The organism is Candidatus Levibacter sp. Uisw_134_01 (assembly GCF_047717795.1).
In the GTDB taxonomy this organism is placed as follows: domain Bacteria; phylum Pseudomonadota; class Alphaproteobacteria; order Puniceispirillales; family Marisalimonadaceae; genus Marisalimonas.
The window spans coordinates 1421345-1438786 of record NZ_CP159808.1; the positions used below are offsets into that span (position 1 = coordinate 1421345).

17 protein-coding genes are annotated in these 17442 nt (G+C 31.0%); 5 read left to right on the top strand and 12 right to left on the bottom strand.

The features are described from left to right. The first annotated feature begins 47 nt into the window (after nt 1-47). Genes ABXT66_RS07315 through ABXT66_RS07325 form a run of 3 tightly spaced genes read left to right on the top strand, consistent with a single transcriptional unit; the run spans nt 48 to nt 2821 of the window. Nucleotides 48-812 carry a motility protein A gene (locus tag ABXT66_RS07315; RefSeq protein WP_443642835.1) on the top strand — a complete coding sequence of 255 codons (765 nt, stop codon included), beginning with the start codon at nt 48-50 and terminating at the stop codon, nt 810-812. Nucleotides 813-838: 26 nt separating this feature from the next. Then, on the top strand, nt 839-2017 hold the full coding sequence (locus ABXT66_RS07320; RefSeq protein ID WP_443642836.1) for a flagellar motor protein MotB: 1179 nt from the start codon (nt 839-841) through the stop codon (nt 2015-2017). A gap of 33 nt (nt 2018-2050) precedes the next feature. After that, a complete protein-coding gene (locus tag ABXT66_RS07325) occupies nt 2051-2821 on the top strand; it encodes a hypothetical protein (protein ID WP_443642837.1) in 771 nt (256 codons plus the stop codon). 23 nt (nt 2822-2844) lie between these two features. Here the strand turns inward: ABXT66_RS07325 and der are convergent, their stop codons facing one another. The 3 genes from der to ABXT66_RS07340 are packed head-to-tail and all read right to left on the bottom strand — an operon-like array spanning nt 2845 to nt 6183. Continuing rightward, nucleotides 2845-4203 (bottom strand): ribosome biogenesis GTPase Der, encoded by a 1359-nt coding sequence (gene der, locus ABXT66_RS07330; protein ID WP_443642838.1) that lies wholly within the window; start codon nt 4201-4203, stop codon nt 2845-2847. Between the two features lie 29 nt (nt 4204-4232). After that, nucleotides 4233-5543: an outer membrane protein assembly factor BamB family protein gene (locus ABXT66_RS07335; RefSeq protein ID WP_443642839.1), complete on the bottom strand. Its 1311-nt coding sequence runs from the start codon at nt 5541-5543 to the stop codon at nt 4233-4235. Beyond that, nucleotides 5533-6183 (bottom strand): tetratricopeptide repeat protein, encoded by a 651-nt coding sequence (locus tag ABXT66_RS07340; RefSeq protein ID WP_443642840.1) that lies wholly within the window; start codon nt 6181-6183, stop codon nt 5533-5535. Before ABXT66_RS07340 ends, ABXT66_RS07335 begins: the two co-directional genes overlap by 11 nt. A 145-nt stretch (nt 6184-6328) precedes the next feature. Between ABXT66_RS07340 and ABXT66_RS07345 the strand changes: the two genes are divergently transcribed. Then, nucleotides 6329-6715, top strand: a complete 387-nt coding sequence (locus ABXT66_RS07345) for a DUF2794 domain-containing protein (protein ID WP_443642841.1) — start codon at nt 6329-6331, stop codon at nt 6713-6715. Between the two features lie 61 nt (nt 6716-6776). After that, a complete protein-coding gene (locus tag ABXT66_RS07350; RefSeq protein WP_443642842.1) occupies nt 6777-6986 on the top strand; it encodes a DUF3126 family protein in 210 nt (69 codons plus the stop codon). A gap of 9 nt (nt 6987-6995) precedes the next feature. Here ABXT66_RS07350 and ABXT66_RS07355 read toward each other — a convergent pair whose 3' ends face one another. From ABXT66_RS07355 to ABXT66_RS07395, 9 genes are all read right to left on the bottom strand, one after another. Then, nucleotides 6996-7583 (bottom strand): hypothetical protein, encoded by a 588-nt coding sequence (locus ABXT66_RS07355; RefSeq protein ID WP_443642843.1) that lies wholly within the window; start codon nt 7581-7583, stop codon nt 6996-6998. Nucleotides 7584-7603: 20 nt separating this feature from the next. Further along, nucleotides 7604-7912, bottom strand: a complete 309-nt coding sequence (locus ABXT66_RS07360; protein WP_443642844.1) for a methylated-DNA--[protein]-cysteine S-methyltransferase — start codon at nt 7910-7912, stop codon at nt 7604-7606. A 242-nt stretch (nt 7913-8154) separates the two neighbouring features. After that, nucleotides 8155-8685 carry a hypothetical protein gene (locus ABXT66_RS07365; protein WP_443642845.1) on the bottom strand — a complete coding sequence of 177 codons (531 nt, stop codon included), beginning with the start codon at nt 8683-8685 and terminating at the stop codon, nt 8155-8157. A 44-nt stretch (nt 8686-8729) separates the two neighbouring features. Further along, on the bottom strand, nt 8730-10286 hold the full coding sequence (gene guaA, locus ABXT66_RS07370; protein WP_443642846.1) for a glutamine-hydrolyzing GMP synthase: 1557 nt from the start codon (nt 10284-10286) through the stop codon (nt 8730-8732). A 32-nt stretch (nt 10287-10318) separates the two neighbouring features. Continuing rightward, the gene (locus ABXT66_RS07375; RefSeq protein WP_443642847.1) at nt 10319-11653 is read right to left on the bottom strand and encodes an RsmB/NOP family class I SAM-dependent RNA methyltransferase; all 1335 of its coding nucleotides are present in this window, start codon (nt 11651-11653) and stop codon (nt 10319-10321) included. Beyond that, nucleotides 11653-13107, bottom strand: coding sequence for an IMP dehydrogenase (gene guaB / locus ABXT66_RS07380; protein WP_443642848.1), 1455 nt, complete (start codon nt 13105-13107; stop codon nt 11653-11655). Before guaB ends, ABXT66_RS07375 begins: the two co-directional genes overlap by 1 nt. Before the next feature lie 114 nt (nt 13108-13221). Next, complete coding sequence (locus ABXT66_RS07385) at nt 13222-13920, bottom strand: RlmE family RNA methyltransferase (protein WP_443642849.1); 699 nt, start codon at nt 13918-13920, stop codon at nt 13222-13224. Further along, the gene (gene hisI / locus ABXT66_RS07390; protein WP_443642850.1) at nt 13910-14284 is read right to left on the bottom strand and encodes a phosphoribosyl-AMP cyclohydrolase; all 375 of its coding nucleotides are present in this window, start codon (nt 14282-14284) and stop codon (nt 13910-13912) included. Before hisI ends, ABXT66_RS07385 begins: the two co-directional genes overlap by 11 nt. Nucleotide 14285: 1 nt before the next feature. Continuing rightward, on the bottom strand, nt 14286-17429 hold the full coding sequence (locus ABXT66_RS07395) for an efflux RND transporter permease subunit (RefSeq protein WP_443642851.1): 3144 nt from the start codon (nt 17427-17429) through the stop codon (nt 14286-14288). Nucleotides 17430-17442 lie beyond the last annotated feature (13 nt).

Consider the following 17442-nt stretch of genomic DNA (forward strand, 5'->3'; position numbering starts at 1 on the left):
CAGAAATTGTGCCTAATATCATTATTTATTTATAAAAAGGTAAAAAAATGGATATAGCTTCTTTGATTGGTTTAATCGGAACTTTGGGAATGATAGCAGGTGCAATGATTTCTTCGGGTGGATTAGGAATGTTTATTGACACCCCTTCAATGCTTATTGTTATAGGAGGTACATTTTTTGCTGTTATGTACAGATCAACACTTCCTATGTTTTTAGGGTCTTTCGGTACTTTAGTTAAAGTATTCATGCCAGGTGCTAAAAAACATGATGAATTAATTACTAGAATTACAGAATTAGCTGGCATAGCTAGAAAAGATGGAATGATGGCTCTTGAGGGTCAAGAAGTTCCTGATAAATTTTTTGAAAAAGGTTTGCAAATGCTCGTTGATGGAGCAGATGAATCAAAATTAACTGAACAATTGAACAGAGAAGTTAAGTCTATGAAGGTACGTCATGAAGACATGAAAGGGGTTTTTCAAGCATGGGTTGATTTAGCACCTGCAATGGGAATGATTGGTACCTTAATAGGATTGGTTGCCATGTTGGGTAATATGGCGGATCCAAAAGCAATTGGTCCAGCTATGGCGGTTGCATTATTAACAACTTTATATGGCGCCATGATAGCTAACTGTATTTTTATGCCTATAGTTACAAAGCTAGAAGGTTATTCATCTCATGAATTATTATATCGTGAAATGGTTGTAATGGGACTTAAATATATCTCAAGAGGAGAGAGCCCTAGAAATATTACAGATCAACTAATTGCAAACTTACCTCCAAAAATACAAGCTCAGATTGAAGAGGCAGCATAATTAAGGAATAATGTTAGGAGATAATTGTGGCTGAAGCTCAAGTACAAATAGAAGATGAAGAAGAAGAAGAATGTCCTAAATGTCCTCCAGCTGGGGCCCCAGCATGGATGGCTACATTTGCTGATATGGCCACATTACTTATGGCTTTTTTTGTTCTTATTCTGTCATTCGCAGAATTTAATGTTCCTAAATTCAAACAAATAAGTGGTAGCTTAAAAAATGCTTTTGGAATTCAAAGAGTTATACCAGTTGTTGAGCAACCAAAAGGAACAACTGTTCTATCCTTAAATTTCAGTCCCTCTCCTGCTCCTTCTGTAACTAATAACTTAAAGCAACAAACTTCAGAAGCTGAACAAAAAAATTTGGATCTAAAATCAGAAATTGATGAAGGTGATAGCGCTAAAAGTAATTCAAAAGAGACGTTGGAAGCAAAAGAGCTTAGTAAGGAAATTATAAATGAGGTTTCCTCTGAAGAAGTAAAAGTAGAAACAGTTAACGATAAAGTATTGGTAAGTATAAACACTGAAAGCAAAAGCTCTGAGGAAGTGTCCAAATTAATTCAAAAAACTATAGATGCTGTTGAGACAGCCCGAGAAAACACAGGAGCGACCGACACGGACGTTCTTATAGGAGGTATTGATAAAGATATAAAATCAATGGCGTCGGCATCTATAGAAAATAAATCACTAAAAGATCAAGTAAATCAGCTAGAGTCAAAGAACTCTGAAGATGAAAAAAATACTCAAGAAAAAACTAAAAAAGCTGAATTTAGTGAAGATCAATTAAGAGTTGCTCTTAAACAAGAAATAGGTCAAGGTTTAGCTGAAGTTCAAAGAGAAAAAGACCGTGTAATTGTTACAGTTGGATCTGCTGGTGCGTTTAATTCTGGGTCAGCTAAATTAACTAAACAAGCTAGAGCTATTATGAAGAAAATTGCAACAGTAAGTGCAAAAGGGGCGGGTCAAGTAAACGTTTCTGGACATACAGACGATGTCCCTTTGATTTTTGGTGGGCAATATCGTGATAATTGGGATTTAGCTGCAGCTCGTGCTTCAAGTGTTGTTCAAGAATTATCAAAAGCAAATACTATTCCATCAGAAAAACTAAAAGCAATAAGTTTTGGAGAAACAAAGCCTTTGGAACAGAATGATACTCGCCAAGGAAGAGAAAAAAATAGACGAATAGAAATTGAGATAAAATATTGATTTTGATTAAGTCAAAAATAATAGGATTTATGTATGGATGAAGATAACAATATTAAAATAAATAATGAGGAAGGTTATTCTCCTGAGGCGATTGCAAATTTTGAAAGATCAATTGAGGAATTTGCTGAAACTTTATTAGAAATTAAACCAGAACATGCAAATATAAGTGTTTTTAAAAGTTTAAAAATTACAATGAATGGTAGGCCTCGTAGAATTGCTGATTTAGGTAATGTAGAGTCTCCAAACGACCCTATGAAAATTGAGTTGATGATTTATAATAAAGAGCATATTCCGGAAATCTTAGAATTTATAAAAAATAATGGTTTTCCTGCTAAAAATGACGAAGGATCACAATTTATTTTCATTAGAGTACCGAAGCCATCAAGAATGCAATTAGAAGAAATTGGTGATGATATAAACAGAAGGACGAATGCTGCTTCTTCAAAATTACTGAAAAATAAAACAAATACGTCTTTAAGAATAAGAGCTGCAATGGAAAAAGAATTCATAGACCAAAGAATAGCTGGATTAGCAACAAAGAAAATTGATTCAAATTTAGAGAGATGTACGAAAGAGATAAGAATAATGGGTTTAATGACAAGAAAAAAAATATTAGGAAGTTTTTTTAAATCAGTTGAAAGAGATGATCCAGAATTACTAAAAATTATTGCTAAAAGGGTTAAGTTAGAGACGCAGAAGATTGAGAATGAACAGCAAATACGCATTCAAAACGAAGCATTAGATAACAAAGCTTCAGAAAATCAAATAGCAGACCAAGAGCAAACAACATTAAGTGCTAATTAGATATTAAATTAAATTTAATTAACTTAATTTTCTACATACGGGTTATTACCCTTCCTTAGCATAACTCTTATTGGCAATCCCGATAATCCAAAATCATCCATTAAAGATGACATTAAAAAACGCTTATAACTGTCGGGTAAATTCTCTGGACTTGACATAAAAACTGCGAAAGTAGGTGGCCTTATATTTACTTGAGTTATATATCTAATTCTATTCATTTTACCTTTATATAAAGGTGCCGGGTTATTTTCTATAATTGGCGTTAACCACCGGTTCAATTTTCCTGTTGATATTCTTATATCTAATCTTTTTTTTATATCTATAGCAATGTCCATTAACTTATCTAACCCTTGCCCATGAAGCCCCGACATAAAGACAACTTGAATATTTTTTATTTGAGATAATGATTTTTCTAATTGATTAAATATTTTTTGTCTTACTTGATCTTTGTCAATAACTTTATCCCACATGTTGGCACCAATAATTAAACCTCGCCCCTCACCTGCTACTACTCTTGCGATCGTGAGATCTTGTTTGTCTAAACCTTTATCTGAATCAATTAGTAAAATACAAATATTACTATATTTGATAGTCTTAAGGGTATCACCCACCATACTTTTTTCTAAAATATCATGAACTTTTGACTTTTTTCTCAATCCCGCTGTATCAACAATGCAAAAATTTTGACTTTTATAATACCAGGAAATTTCAATTGCATCCCTAGTAATACCCGCTTGTGGTCCAGTAACTAATCTTTTTTGACCAACCAAGTTATTTATTAATGTAGATTTTCCAGTATTTGGTCTTCCAATAATACCAATCTTTGTTATTTCTGATTTTGTGTTTTCAGTTTTTATATTATTTTCAGCACTTAAAGATACATTACTCTTATCTTCTATTTGTTGCTTTAAAGTATCATACAAATCTGACAAACCTTCCCCATGTTCTGCAGAAAATGGGATAATAGTTTCAAAACCCAAGGAATTGCTTTCCGTCAAACCTACAAGTCCTTTTGACCCTTCACACTTATTTACTAAAACAAAAGTAGGTTTATTTGTTTTAATTAAATATTTAGAAAATGCTCTTTCAGTTGGTAAAACACCAACTCTACCATCAATTACAAAAATAATTAAATCAGCTTCTCTAACTGCAATTTCAGTTTGCAGCTTTATTTCTCTTTCAGTATCTCCTTTTAAAGAATCATCAATTCCAGCTGTGTCTACAAGCATGAACTCGAGATCAAGAAAGGATACTTGCCCATACTTTCTATCTCTTGTTACGCCAGGTTGGTCGTTAACAATTGCTTTTCCAGGCCCTACTAAACGATTAAATAAAGTCGACTTTCCAACATTTGGTCTTCCAACTAATACAATCTGAAACATATTATAAACCTTAAAGGCTAAATATAAATTTATTTATAAGCTGATAATTTTCCATTTTCTGTAAGAAAAAAGACTTTTTTGTCAGCAGGTACAGGAGATATAGCTAATTTACCAACAGACAAGTCACTTACAATAGATCCATTATTGGGGTCAAGAATAAAAATTTTGCCGTCATTATCAGCAAATAAAATCTTTGAATTAACTAAAGTTGGTCCTTTATAAATAGCAATTTCTTTTTCAGAAAAAAAAGCTTCTTCATTAACATAACTTGGGTATTTCTTAGACCATCTTACTTTTCCAGAAGCTATGTCTATGGCAGCTAACATACCCATGTTACCATTTATGAAAATAGTATCACCTGACAAAACAGGTGTCTCAAAACCACCAATTGGTAAAGTCCATAGTTCTTCAGATGTATTAATGTCAAACGCTGAAATATTTCCTGATTGAGAAACTAAAAAAACAACACCATTTTTAAATAATGGGTTAGCAACAATGTCTCCAGCATGAAAAAGTTTAGGTAATTGTTTATTAGAAGAAATATTTTCTGTCCAAAGTAAATTACCATTTTTAATAGAAATAACGTAAAATGATCCACCTGTACCAGGAACAACAATTTTATCATTTACTACAATAGATCGGGCTTTAGTATACACAGAGTTATAGTCGCTACCTAATGATACACTCCAATTAGTTTTTCCATTTGTGTTATTTATAGAAAGAAAATTTCCTACAAAATCACTGATTAACAGCACATCATTGAAGACTGTCATTCCACCTCTAAATGGTAAACTATGATTTTTTTTCCAGATTAAATTTCCATTTTTACCGTTTATCGCTACGATTTCATTATATCCAGAATAAACATATAAAGTAATATTTCCTTCACTTGATAATCTACCAGATATGGCAGGAGTACCTATAATTGTATTTCCTAAATCTTTAAAAAAATTTTTTTTCCATTCTATTTTTCCACTATCAATATTAATTTTAAAAACAAAACCTTTATTGTTTATTAAGAATAAATGTGAAGAAATAATTATTGGCTCTGCTAAAAAGGGATTTTCGTCATTCATATTTTGGTCTGTATCTATTTCCCATTTTTTTTCTAAAGGGTAATCAAAAGAAGGATTTTCTATATTATAGGATTTAGCATTAGATATATTGATAAGATTTTCTACTTTATCTAATTTAGATTGAGATCTGTCGGAAATTTGAGTTAAAGAAAACGCATTATTTTTTTCAAAAACATTTTTATAATTTTTAAGATCTAGTTCCTCGTTAGAAGAACACCCAATCAAGAAAAAAAGAAAACATAGAATTAAGAAATTATTTTGCATGCGAATTATAAACTTTATCTATTAAACTTAACCTATTTTTTTGCTCTTGTGAAATATCACTCCTAGCAAGTAAACTTTTGATAGAACTTAGAGCTTTATCTAATTTATTAAATCTAATAAATAATACTATCTGTAGCTCAGCAGCTAATAGTTGCAGTTTACTGGGACTATTTAAAATTGGTTTCAAACGCCCTTGTAATTCATTGAAATTACTTTTGTTATCTTTCATAACAGATAAAATTCTAGCTAAACCTTGATAATAACTTCCAATGGTTTTATCTTCATAAATTGTTTGATAGTTTGAAACCATTTCAGAAATTTTACCATTTTCAAAATTTGAATGAGCAAGTCCAAATATTGACAAAACTCTATAACCATCCTTTTGATCTAATGAGCTTTTTAAAAAGATTTCAGCACTTTTTTCAAAATCTTTGTTATCAAGTTTTTCTAATCCAGAAAAGAATTGTTCTGAACTTGCAGTTAACTTCTTTTCATTCCAAATCATGTACGCTTGATAAGTTAAGACTGACAGAACTAGTAAAACAAATAATGTAATAATGTACTTTGAATATTTTTTCCAAAGTTGAATTAATTGATCTTGCTTTAATTCCTCTGAAACTTCATCAAAAATATCGGCCATTATATAACCCGTCTAATGTATTCAATTAAAAACAATATATTTATACTTTTATCAGAAAAGATCAATTGATTATCTTTAAAATTAGACAATTACTCAATTAAGAATATATAGTGTTTTATGTTTTAATATTTTTTGGAAGAATTGAATGAGCGTTGTTAAGTTTTTTAAAAAAAACAATGATAATAATTCAGAAAGTTATTCAGCAAACACAATTAAATTAGATAAAAATTTTATATTTTTTTCAAAATTCGAATTAACAGCTATTTTAAATCTATATAGCAAACAGGTATCTAAAGGATCATGGCGTGATTATGCATTAGATAATAAGATCAACACTGCTATTTTCTCAGTTTATAGACACACTCATGACAAACCTCTATATCAAATTATTAAAAAAAGCGAAAAAGGCTTCAGAAATAAACCAGAGTTTTATATAAAAAGTGAAGTACAAATTATTATTAAAAGTTCTGAATTATTAACTATATTATCTAAATTTGAAAAAAAATTATCTATAAAAAAATATGGATCATAATATAGAAATATATTGTCTATTGTGTTAATAAGCTAAATATCACTCAAATTAAGGAATAAAGATGGATAGAGTAGTAATTAGTAAAATTCAAAATCAAATGAGAAAAGCACTTGGCTCAAAAAGCATAAAAGTAGAAGGCAGAGAAAATAAATTAGATTCTGCAGATGTTACTAATAATGGTGAGTTTTTAGGTGTTGTTTTTGAAGATAAAGAGGATGGTGATACATGTTACCATTTTAACATGACAATTCTTGACATAGACTTAGAATAATTTTAAATGCTAAATACTTGAAATAATTTCATTAAGTATTAACTTGAACTTGCTAAGATCAATAGGAAAATAAAGCATTCCTAAAGTTAAAAATGAGATTAACATTACAATGAATATCATTTTCATGTTTATAAAATTAAAATAACTATTTTCCTTCTTACTCTGACTGTGCGTTTTATAAACTGTCTGTTCTAATTTACTTACCTTATCTGACAGTTCAAGTATTACTTCTACAGCTTCATTAAATTTAGTTGCTAAAATTCTGAATTGTACTTCATTTGAACCTGTGAAATTGACATTATTTTCTTTATTTGAGTTATTAGACAATGTTTCATTACCTGAAGATTTTTTATTATTTAACAAAGAGATATTTTTAAAGTCTGTCTCTTGGGATGATATTTCGTTTGTAACAGTAGATTTAAAATTTTCTTTATGTTCAATTACATTATCTTCAGGGGTAGTCTCTTCTTTAGGAATAACCTTTTTATCTACATGCTCTGATTTTTCAGATACAAGATTGAGATTGTTAGCTTCCCTCATCTGCAGAATTCTATTTCTTAAATCTGTGCTATCATTCATTTTTTGTTGCCAATTCATATTATATTACCATATACGTCTTAATCAGACTTCGTTTTAACCTTATCTATCTTAAAGTCAAAAAAGCCTTCGTTTATTAGTAGTTTTTTTTTCTGTTCAACACCTCCATCACCACTATATCCCCCTAAATAACCATCAGAACGTATTACTCTATGGCATGGGATTAATGGAACATAAGGATTTTTACCGCAAGCATTCGCTACAGCCCTAGATGATTTAGGCTTCCCGATTAAGTGAGCTATTTCTTTATAAGTTTTTACACAACCCTTAGGTATTTTATTAATTTCTTTCCAAACTTTAATTTGAAAATCTGTACCTTCTAGTTTCAAAATATAAACTTCCAATCAATATATTTATTGGTTTATATTTATTAACAAATGGTTTTTAAAATGGCAATTATGAATGTAATAAAATTAATACAAAATTAGTTAATAATTTTATAAAAACAAGGAATAGACAATCTATTTAGATCGCTGAGGTTTTAAACATAAATTATAAAACAAAGACTAAACTTTGTTAAGGTAAAGATAAGAGTTGTTTTTTATAAGAGCAATTAAATAAGTTAGCTTTATTAGTCTGTTTCAGGATCTTTTTTTGCAGTTTCTAGCTTCATTTTTTTCCATCTTATCCTTTGATTACTTATATATTTTAAGTATAATTCTTCTTTTTTACTGTACTCAAAACTAACAGTTTTATTTAAAAAATAACCACCTTCTATAGGTATATTAATATAAGAATACTCTCCTTTATCTTTTTCACCCCTTGTTATAAGGTGTGTTTTTTCATTTTCATCAATCATCTTCCAAAAATCTTTTATGGGAACTTTTTTTTCAAGTAGTTCTGTAAGTGTTTCAGTGAAGCTAATAAATTGGTACCTAAGAAATTTTTTGTTGGCTCGTTTGAACTTAGTTACTTTTTTAAAATTATTTTTTTTATATTCTTCATAACATAATTTAGAAATGCTAGTTATTCTTAGTAAACAATATTCACCAGAAAAAAGTGCTTTGAGAATTACTTTTTTCTTTTCCAAAGGAAAATTACTATCATATATTTTTACATATAGATCGTAAAACTGCTCTGATTTATAATTCCAAAACCTCATTTAATATTCAATCTTTATTAAATTAATAACTTACAGGACTAAACTTATTCCCACTCAATTGTACCAGGTGGTTTAGATGTAATATCGTATGTTACACGGTTGATACCATTTACATTATTGATAATTTTAGTAGCTGTTTCGCTTAAAAATTCGTGTTCAAATGGATAATAATCAGCAGTCATGCCATCAATAGAAGTAACTGCACGTAATGCACAAACGTAATCATAAGTTCGTGAATCACCCATAACCCCTACCGTTTTTACAGGCAAAATTACTGCAAAAGCTTGCCATATTTTATTATAAAGACCATGTTTTTTAATCTGGTCAATATAAATAGCGTCAGCATTCCTTAATATGTCTAATTTCTCAACTGTAATTTCACCTGGACATCTTATGGCCAATCCAGGACCAGGAAATGGATGACGTTGGATAAAATTATCAGGTATTCCAAGCTCTTTACCCAATATCCTTACTTCATCTTTAAACAACTCTTTGAGAGGTTCTATTAATTTTAAGTTCATGATATCCGGCAAACCACCCACATTGTGATGTGATTTAATTGTTACTGAGGGTCCTCCGGAAAAACTTACACTTTCAATCACATCGGGATACAAGGTACCTTGAGCTAAAAAACTTACATCACCTATTTTTAAAGCTTCTTTTTCAAAAACTTCGATAAATAATTTACCTATAGTTTTACGTTTTTCTTCTGGATCAGATATTCCATTTAAATTTGACAAAAATAGGTTTTCTTCATGCACTGCAACTAAATTAAGTTTAAAGTGATCTGTGTATAGTTTAATCACTTCTTCACTTTCTTTTTTTCTCATCAAACCATTATCAACATAAATACAGGTTAGTTGTTCACCTATTGCTTTATGTATTAAAATTGCAGTTACTGAACTATCAACACCTCCTGATAATGCACAAATAACTTTTTTTTCACCAACAATGTTTTTGATTTCATTTATTGCCTTTTCTCTATAAGCCTGCATGGTCCAGTCAAATGAAATGTCAGCTAGATCTAAAAAGTTTTTAATTAATATTTTACCATTTAGCGTATGAACAACTTCAGGATGGAATTGAACAGCATAGAAATGTTTTTCATTATCACCAATTATCGCAAATGGTGCATTTTCAGACGTACCAAATACTTTAAAGTTGCTTGGTATAGCAGAAACATGATCCCCGTGAGACATCCAAACTTGTTCAGTTTCGTACTTGTCAAACAATCCATCTAAAAGCTTTATTTTTTCATTCTTTTGCTTAACATATGATTTACCAAACTCAGCAGTACCAGAGCCAGAGGTCACCTTACCCCCTAACATCTTCATCATAATTTGTTGACCATAGCATATTCCTAAAATAGGGACGCCTATATGAAATATACTATCCGGAGGCCTTGGAGCATCATGATCTAATACACTTGCTGGCCCACCTGAAAGTATAATTGCTTTTGGGTTGAGCTTATTATTTAATTCGACATTTATTTTGTTGTAAGGATGTATTTCACAATAAACTTTAAATTCTCTCAAACGTCTTGCAATCAATTGTGTTACTTGGCTTCCAAAGTCTACAATTAAAACAACATCATTTCTCATAAATTTTCTTTCTTTTTTTAAGTCTTATTAAATTATCTTCTTCTTTGAAACATTGAAATAAAAAATCCGTCTACATTGTATTTAGCTGGATTAATTAAAATGCTTTTCTTTAGCTCACTTTGAAATGGATATTCAATGCCGTTCATGGGTAAAATAGTATCGTTCCACATATTAAACATGTTAATTTCAGAAAATTCTATTTTGTTATTTTCTTTAAACTTCTCAATTTGATCAACCCCCTCTTCTATTAAAAAAGAACAAACAATATAAGCTAATTTTCCACCAGGAGCAACCATCATTGACGCCTTTGATAAAAGTTCTGATTGAATTTTAATTAAATCATTTAATTTTTTTTGATCAAAGTTAAATCTCGAATCTGGACTTCTTGACCATGTTCCAATACCAGAACACGGTGCATCAATTAAAACTAAATCAAATTTATTTTCTAAACCTGAAACATTCCAATTTGGTTTAACTAAACGTCTCTCAACGTTATGGACACCTGCTCTTTTAAGGCGAACACTAGCATTTTCTAACCTCTTTTTGTTAGTATCTAGAGATAAGATTCTTCCCTTATTATTCATGATATCTGCTAAAATAAGAGATTTTCCTCCTGCTCCTGAGCAGATATCAGCAACTGACATTCCTGGCTTTACATCAAGTAGTAACGAAGCTAATTGGGAGGCTTCTCCTTGAATTTCAATATTGCCATTTTTGAAGAGTTGATGTCCCTCTATTGGAAATCTTTTTGAAAGTCTTATTCCTAAAGGTGAATATTTACTGTACTCAACTGGTATATTTATGTCTTGTAATAAAGCCTTAATTTCTTCTCGAGATTTAACCTTTAAGTTATTTATTCTAATATCAAAAAAAGCTTCTTTATTTAATGATAATAAAACTTCTTTCCAATCATTTGGGTAACTTTTTTTTACACTTGTTATTAAATATTCTGGTAACTCATAATAAACGGGTTCAGGCATTTTATTATTGTAAAAGCCATCAAAGTTTAAGCTTTCCAAAAAATGTAAATCTTCTTCAGCAATATTCATAAAGTCTTTCAACTTTAATAATAATAATTTTTTTATTTCTATTAAATTATTTTTATAACGTGTATTTAAGAAAAATAACTCTAAAAATAATTCTCTTTCATTTGTGATTTCAATATCTAGCAAAGTTAAATGCCATCTAATTTTAGATCTATGTCTCAATATATTCCAAAAGCTACTTGATACAAACTTCCTGTCTTTAGATCCCATATGCTTTCTAGATCGGAAAAAATTTTGTACTAAATTACTGGCAATCTTATCACTGTTATTAAATAATTTTAACAGTTCTAATATTGAATATATACGCTCCTGATCTAACATTAGGAAGGTCGATAATTCGGAGCTTCTCTAGTTATAGTAACGTCATGAACATGACTTTCTCTAAGACCTGCATTACTAATTCTTTTAAAAACACAATTTTTCTGCATTTCTTTTATATTCTTATTACCTGTGTAACCCATAGCTGATTTCAACCCACCCACTAATTGATGAATGACATTTTCAGATGGCCCTTTGTAAGGAACTTGACCCTCAATTCCTTCTGGTACTAATTTCAAGGTTTCTATTTCAGCCTGAAAATATCTATCAGCGGACCCCCTAGCCATTGCACCTAATGAGCCCATGCCCCTATATGATTTATAAGATCTGCCTTGAAATAAAAAAACCTCACCTGGCGTTTCATCAGTTCCAGCTAAAAGTGAACCCACCATAACTGCACTTGATCCTCCAGCAATTGCTTTAGCTATATCTCCTGAATACTTAATTCCACCATCCGCTATAATTGGAACAGAAGCTTTGTTACCCACTTTTGAACAATCTGTTATTGCAGTCAATTGAGGAACCCCAACACCGGCAATCATTCTAGTTGTACAAATTGAACCTGGACCAATTCCAACTTTAACTCCGTTTGCACCTGCATCTATCAATGCTTGGGTTGCGTCACCTGTAGCAACATTCCCTCCTATTAAAGCGACTGTATTAGATAATTTTGCTATTTGCCTCACTGTATCCAAAACCATTTCACTATGACCATGTGCTGTATCAACAATTAAAACATCAACACCTGCATCTATTAATTGTTCTGCTCTTGCCATTCCTTCTTTTCCAACACCTGTGGCTGCAGCCACTCTAAGTCTTCCTTGATTATCTTTGCAGGCATCTGGATGATTCTGGGCCTTTTCCATATCTTTTACTGTTATTAAACCAACACAAAAATTATCTTCATCTACAACAACTAATTTTTCAATACGGTTAGTATGAAGAAGTTTCCTGGCATCTTCAGCACTAACGTTTTCTTTTACAGTTATAACATTTCTAGTCATAAGTGCTGAAACTGATTGATTGTAATCATTTGCAAATCTCACATCTCTATTTGTAAGAATGCCAACTAATTTATTTTGAGAACCTTCAACAACAGGAATGCCACTTATTTTATATTTTTCCATTAATTTGAAAGCATCGCCGAGTGTTTGGTCAGGTTTAATAGTAACTGGATTAACTACCATGCCAGCTTCAAATTTTTTAACTTTTTTAACCTCAGATGCTTGATCTTTTATTGTAAAATTTTTATGTAAAACTCCTATCCCACCCAGTTGAGCCATGGTGATAGCCAAACTATGTTCAGTTACAGTGTCCATGGCAGCAGAGAGGAGAGGTATGTTTAATTTAATATCTTTAGTAATAAATGTATTTACATTTGCATCAGCTGGACCAAAAATGCTATGTGCGGGTTGTAATAAAACATCATCAAAAGTATAAGCGGCTTCAATAATCATTTAATTTTTCCAACGCTGGAGGTTTGAGTTAATATTGTAACTAAAAAATTTTGTATGCGTTGCTTTTTATATATATACTTTTGTTTCTTTTATGCAAAGATATTTTAGTCCTCATTAAATTCCTTTGAAGCCTAAAGCTATTACATAACCTTCTACAGACTCTTTTCTACTCGCATCAGGCTTAATATGATTAACCTTTGTAAAATATTTTCGCATTAATGATAAAGACTCAATTTCTGCTCCACCCTTGAAGCACTTTGCTAAAAATACACCATTTTTTTCTAAATTTTCGATTGCAAAATCTAAGGCTGTTTCTACTAGATACGTAGTTCTTATATGGTCTGTTTTTCTATGTCCTGTAGTATTAGCTGCCATATCAGATAAAACAATATTAGGTTTACAGCCAAGGATATTAATCAACTTATCACCAATACTTTTTTCACTTATATCCCCTAATATCGAAATGCAACCAGCAATGTCATCAGTTGGAAGCAAGTCAACTCCTACAACTGTCTCCTTGCCTCCTATGGATCCCACTTCTTGAGATGCTATTTGAAGCCAACCACCCGGGGCACACCCAAGATCAACAACAGTTAATCCTTGATGAAGAAATTTATATTTTTCATTTATTTGTAAAAGTTTAAATGCAGCTCTAGACTTATAACCTCTTTTTTGTGTCTCTAGCACATAAGGATCATTGAGCTGTCTACCAATCCATCTGGTACTCGATGATTTTCTTGTTTTATCTTTTTTTGGTTTTTTAGATAAACCTCTAGAACTTCCAAATGAACCTGGGTTATTTTCATTTACCATTTTTTCCATCATCAAAATTTTTAAAAAAACAACTTTCAGCACCGGTATGACACGCAGCACCAGTTTGCTCTATTAAGGCCAACAAAGTATCTCCATCACAATCTAATCTAAGCTTATGTAGCTTTTGAAAATGGCCACTTGTTTCACCTTTTCTCCAAAGCTTAGATCTAGAACGTGAATAATAATACATGTTATTTGTTTCTATTGTTTTTCTTAAAGCATCTTCATTCATCCATGCCATCATTAATACTTTTCCAGAATGTAAACATTGCGAAATAACTGGTAACAAACCATCTTTATTAAAGTTAACATTTGATAAATTAAATTTTTCTGAAGCGTCACTAATATATTTAATATCTGACATTTTATCCTCTATTTCTAACTCTTCTTATAAACTTAGAAAAATCATTACTTATACCCATCATAGCTGGAACAATAACAAGAACAAGCAATGCTGTTATGCCTAAACCAAAAACGATGGTTGCTGCCATTGGTATCAAAAATTGAGCTTGTAATGATGTTTCAAACATAAGTGCTGATAAACCTCCAATAGTAGTGAGTGAAGTTAATAAAACAGGCCTAAATCTGTCTACCACTCCAGTTATTATTGATTCATTGATTACACTTTCTTCATTTTTATTTTTATTTTTATTTTTTAAATCTTCTAATCTTCTTTCAATGGTAGATACTAAAATAATAGAGTTGTTAACAACAATTCCTGCTAAAGCTAAAAGTGCAAACATAGATAATATTGACATTGTCAATCCTAACAAATAGTGACCTAGGACTGCACCTATAAATGAAAAAGGGATCATAATCATAATTGAAAATGGTCTTGACCAAGATTTAAAAACCCAGGCTAAAATAAAATAGATTAACAACAAGCCAATTATTGAACCAGTTCCCATGTCGGCAAATGTTTCTTTTTGTTCTAAATCACGACCATCAAATCTATAAGAAACATTGTATTTTTTTGCTATTTCAGGTAATCCATTTTCCATTAAAAATTGTCTTGCCTGAGATGTACTCATTAAGGGTGGGAAAAGGTCGCCTGAAATTGTTACCTCTCTAAAACCATTTTTTCTATTGATAGATGCAAAAGGAAGTTTTTCGTCAATTTTAATTATATCTTTTAATTTAAAGCTAACTCCGGAAGGCGAGATAATCCTCAAATTTGTTATCATGTCTGTAAGTTGTTCATTCTCAGACAATTTTAAACGAACTGTAACCTCTTCGTCACCTTTTGGAAATTTAGAGATAATACTTCCATTAATAGCTGACCTTACCTGTTCACCAATATCTAAAATTGATAGACCTAAAGATTGTCCTTTGTTTGTTAAGCCTAAGATTCTTTCTTGAACACCATATTCTAAGTTGTCTTCTAAAGAGGTAACACCTGGTATTGTTTCAGCAATTTTGATTAATTCATTTGAAGCTAGTTTAAGTATTTCTAAGTCTTTGCCTTGAAATCTAACATCTAAATCTCTTCCTGGAGGGCCTCCACTAGGTGCTCTTATTGTTAATTTATCCAAGCCAGATACATTTTCTATATTCTCTTTCCAAACCTTTATAAATTCTTTTGTTCTTACATTTCTTTTATCTGCTGTTGTCAACTCAACTACCATTGAACCTAAAATATCATTACCCATGGAGTTAGGGCCCGAATCATTTGAAAAGGAAGTCCTACTTCCAATAGTTGACATTTTAAATCTTACTAATCCCGGTGAATTAGAAAATTGAGTTGAGGTTTTGTTTAATCCTTTTTCAACATTCTCTAACATTCTAGCAGTTTGAGATTTTGTTGACCCAGAATGCATTTTATAATTAACTATTACTATATCAGCTTCAGGAGTAGGAAAAAAACTAAACAAAACTCGTCCGCCAGACATCATGCCAACAGAAACTATAAACATTCCTACAGCGACCATAAATGTTACATATCGATAGTTAAACGTTAATTTGACAAAACGCCTAAAAATCCCTTCTTGAAAAGCATTGAATTTTTGATCAAACCATAATCTAAATTTACTTTCTTCTTTGCTCGACTTATCAAAATGAGCCAAATGTGCTGGTAAAACTAAAAAACATTCAATCAAACTAGCAACTAATACTGCACAAACTACCCAAGGAATAGCTGCTATAATTTCACCAATTACACCCTTTACCATAAATAAAGGTATAAAAGCGGCTACTGTTGTTAACATTGCTGATATTACTGGCATAGACATTCTGGTTGCTGCGACAACTGGTGCTTGTGTACTATTAAGTTTTCTTTTTGTTTTTAAATAAGAAGAGTGTTCACCAACAACTATTGCATCATCAACAACAATTCCCAAGGCCATTATAAGCCCAAATAAAGAAATCATATTAATTGATTGACCTGAAACAAACATAACACCAAAGGTAGCCAAAAAAGCAATTGGTATACCAAGGGCAACCCAAATAGCTGTGTTACGACTAAGAAAGAGAAAAAGAACTGCTAGAACAATACATAGACCACTTAACCCGTTCTTAACTAATAAAGAAATTCTTTCTTCAATTAATTTTGCAGCAGTATTATAAGTTTCAACCTTTATAACGTTTCCGATAATATTTTTTGCATTGTCAATTACCTTCTCAACATTTTCTGAAACTTCAAGAGCATCACTAGTTTTACTTCTTCTTACCCACAACTCTACAGCAGGGTTTCCATCAATAGATTTTAAAACACTTCCTTTTTTAACACTCGATTTTATTTCTGCTATATCATCAAGTAATATCCTTCCTCCTGAACTAGAGTTCTTTAATTCTAGCTTTTTAAACGTTTCAACAAGTCTTTTTTCACCAATTGTTCTAACTCTTAAAGATCCGTCTGCAAAACTACCTCCAGACACATCCTGAGTTTCAAGTTTAATTAAATTTGCTATTTTATTGAAAGATAATTTAAGCCTTGCTGCCTCGAGTTGTGAAATTTCTATAAGAATTTCTTCTTCTGGAAGCCCCTGGATATCAACTTTATCTACTCCAGAGTTCAGAAGTACTTCTTTTAACTTTTTTGACTTTTCTCTTAATAATGATAGTGAAACATCTCCAGATAATACAATTCTAGTAACTGTATCAAAAAACTCACCAACAATTATTTTAGGTTTATTTGCTTTTTCAGGAAAGCTTATCCTAGAAACAGCAGTTTCTATATCTGTTCTCCCTTTTTGCATGTCATGACCATAATTAAATTCAACTTGGGTGCTACCAACACCTTCAACGGATTTCGAAGAAACCTTTTTTACTCCTGAAATAGGTCTTAACTCAGGCTCCAACAACTGTACAATGTTTTGGTCAATCTCTTCAGCAGTAGCCCCTGGCCAGTCTATAGAAACAGCTATTACTTCTACATCAAAATCTGGAAAAAACTGCTTATTAAGCCTTCCAATTGATAAAAGTCCAATTACGATCATCAAAATCATTATGATATTAGCAGAAGTTCTATGCTCTACAAAAAATTTTAAAAAACCTGACTCTTTAAACTGCATTTAAAATTCTACC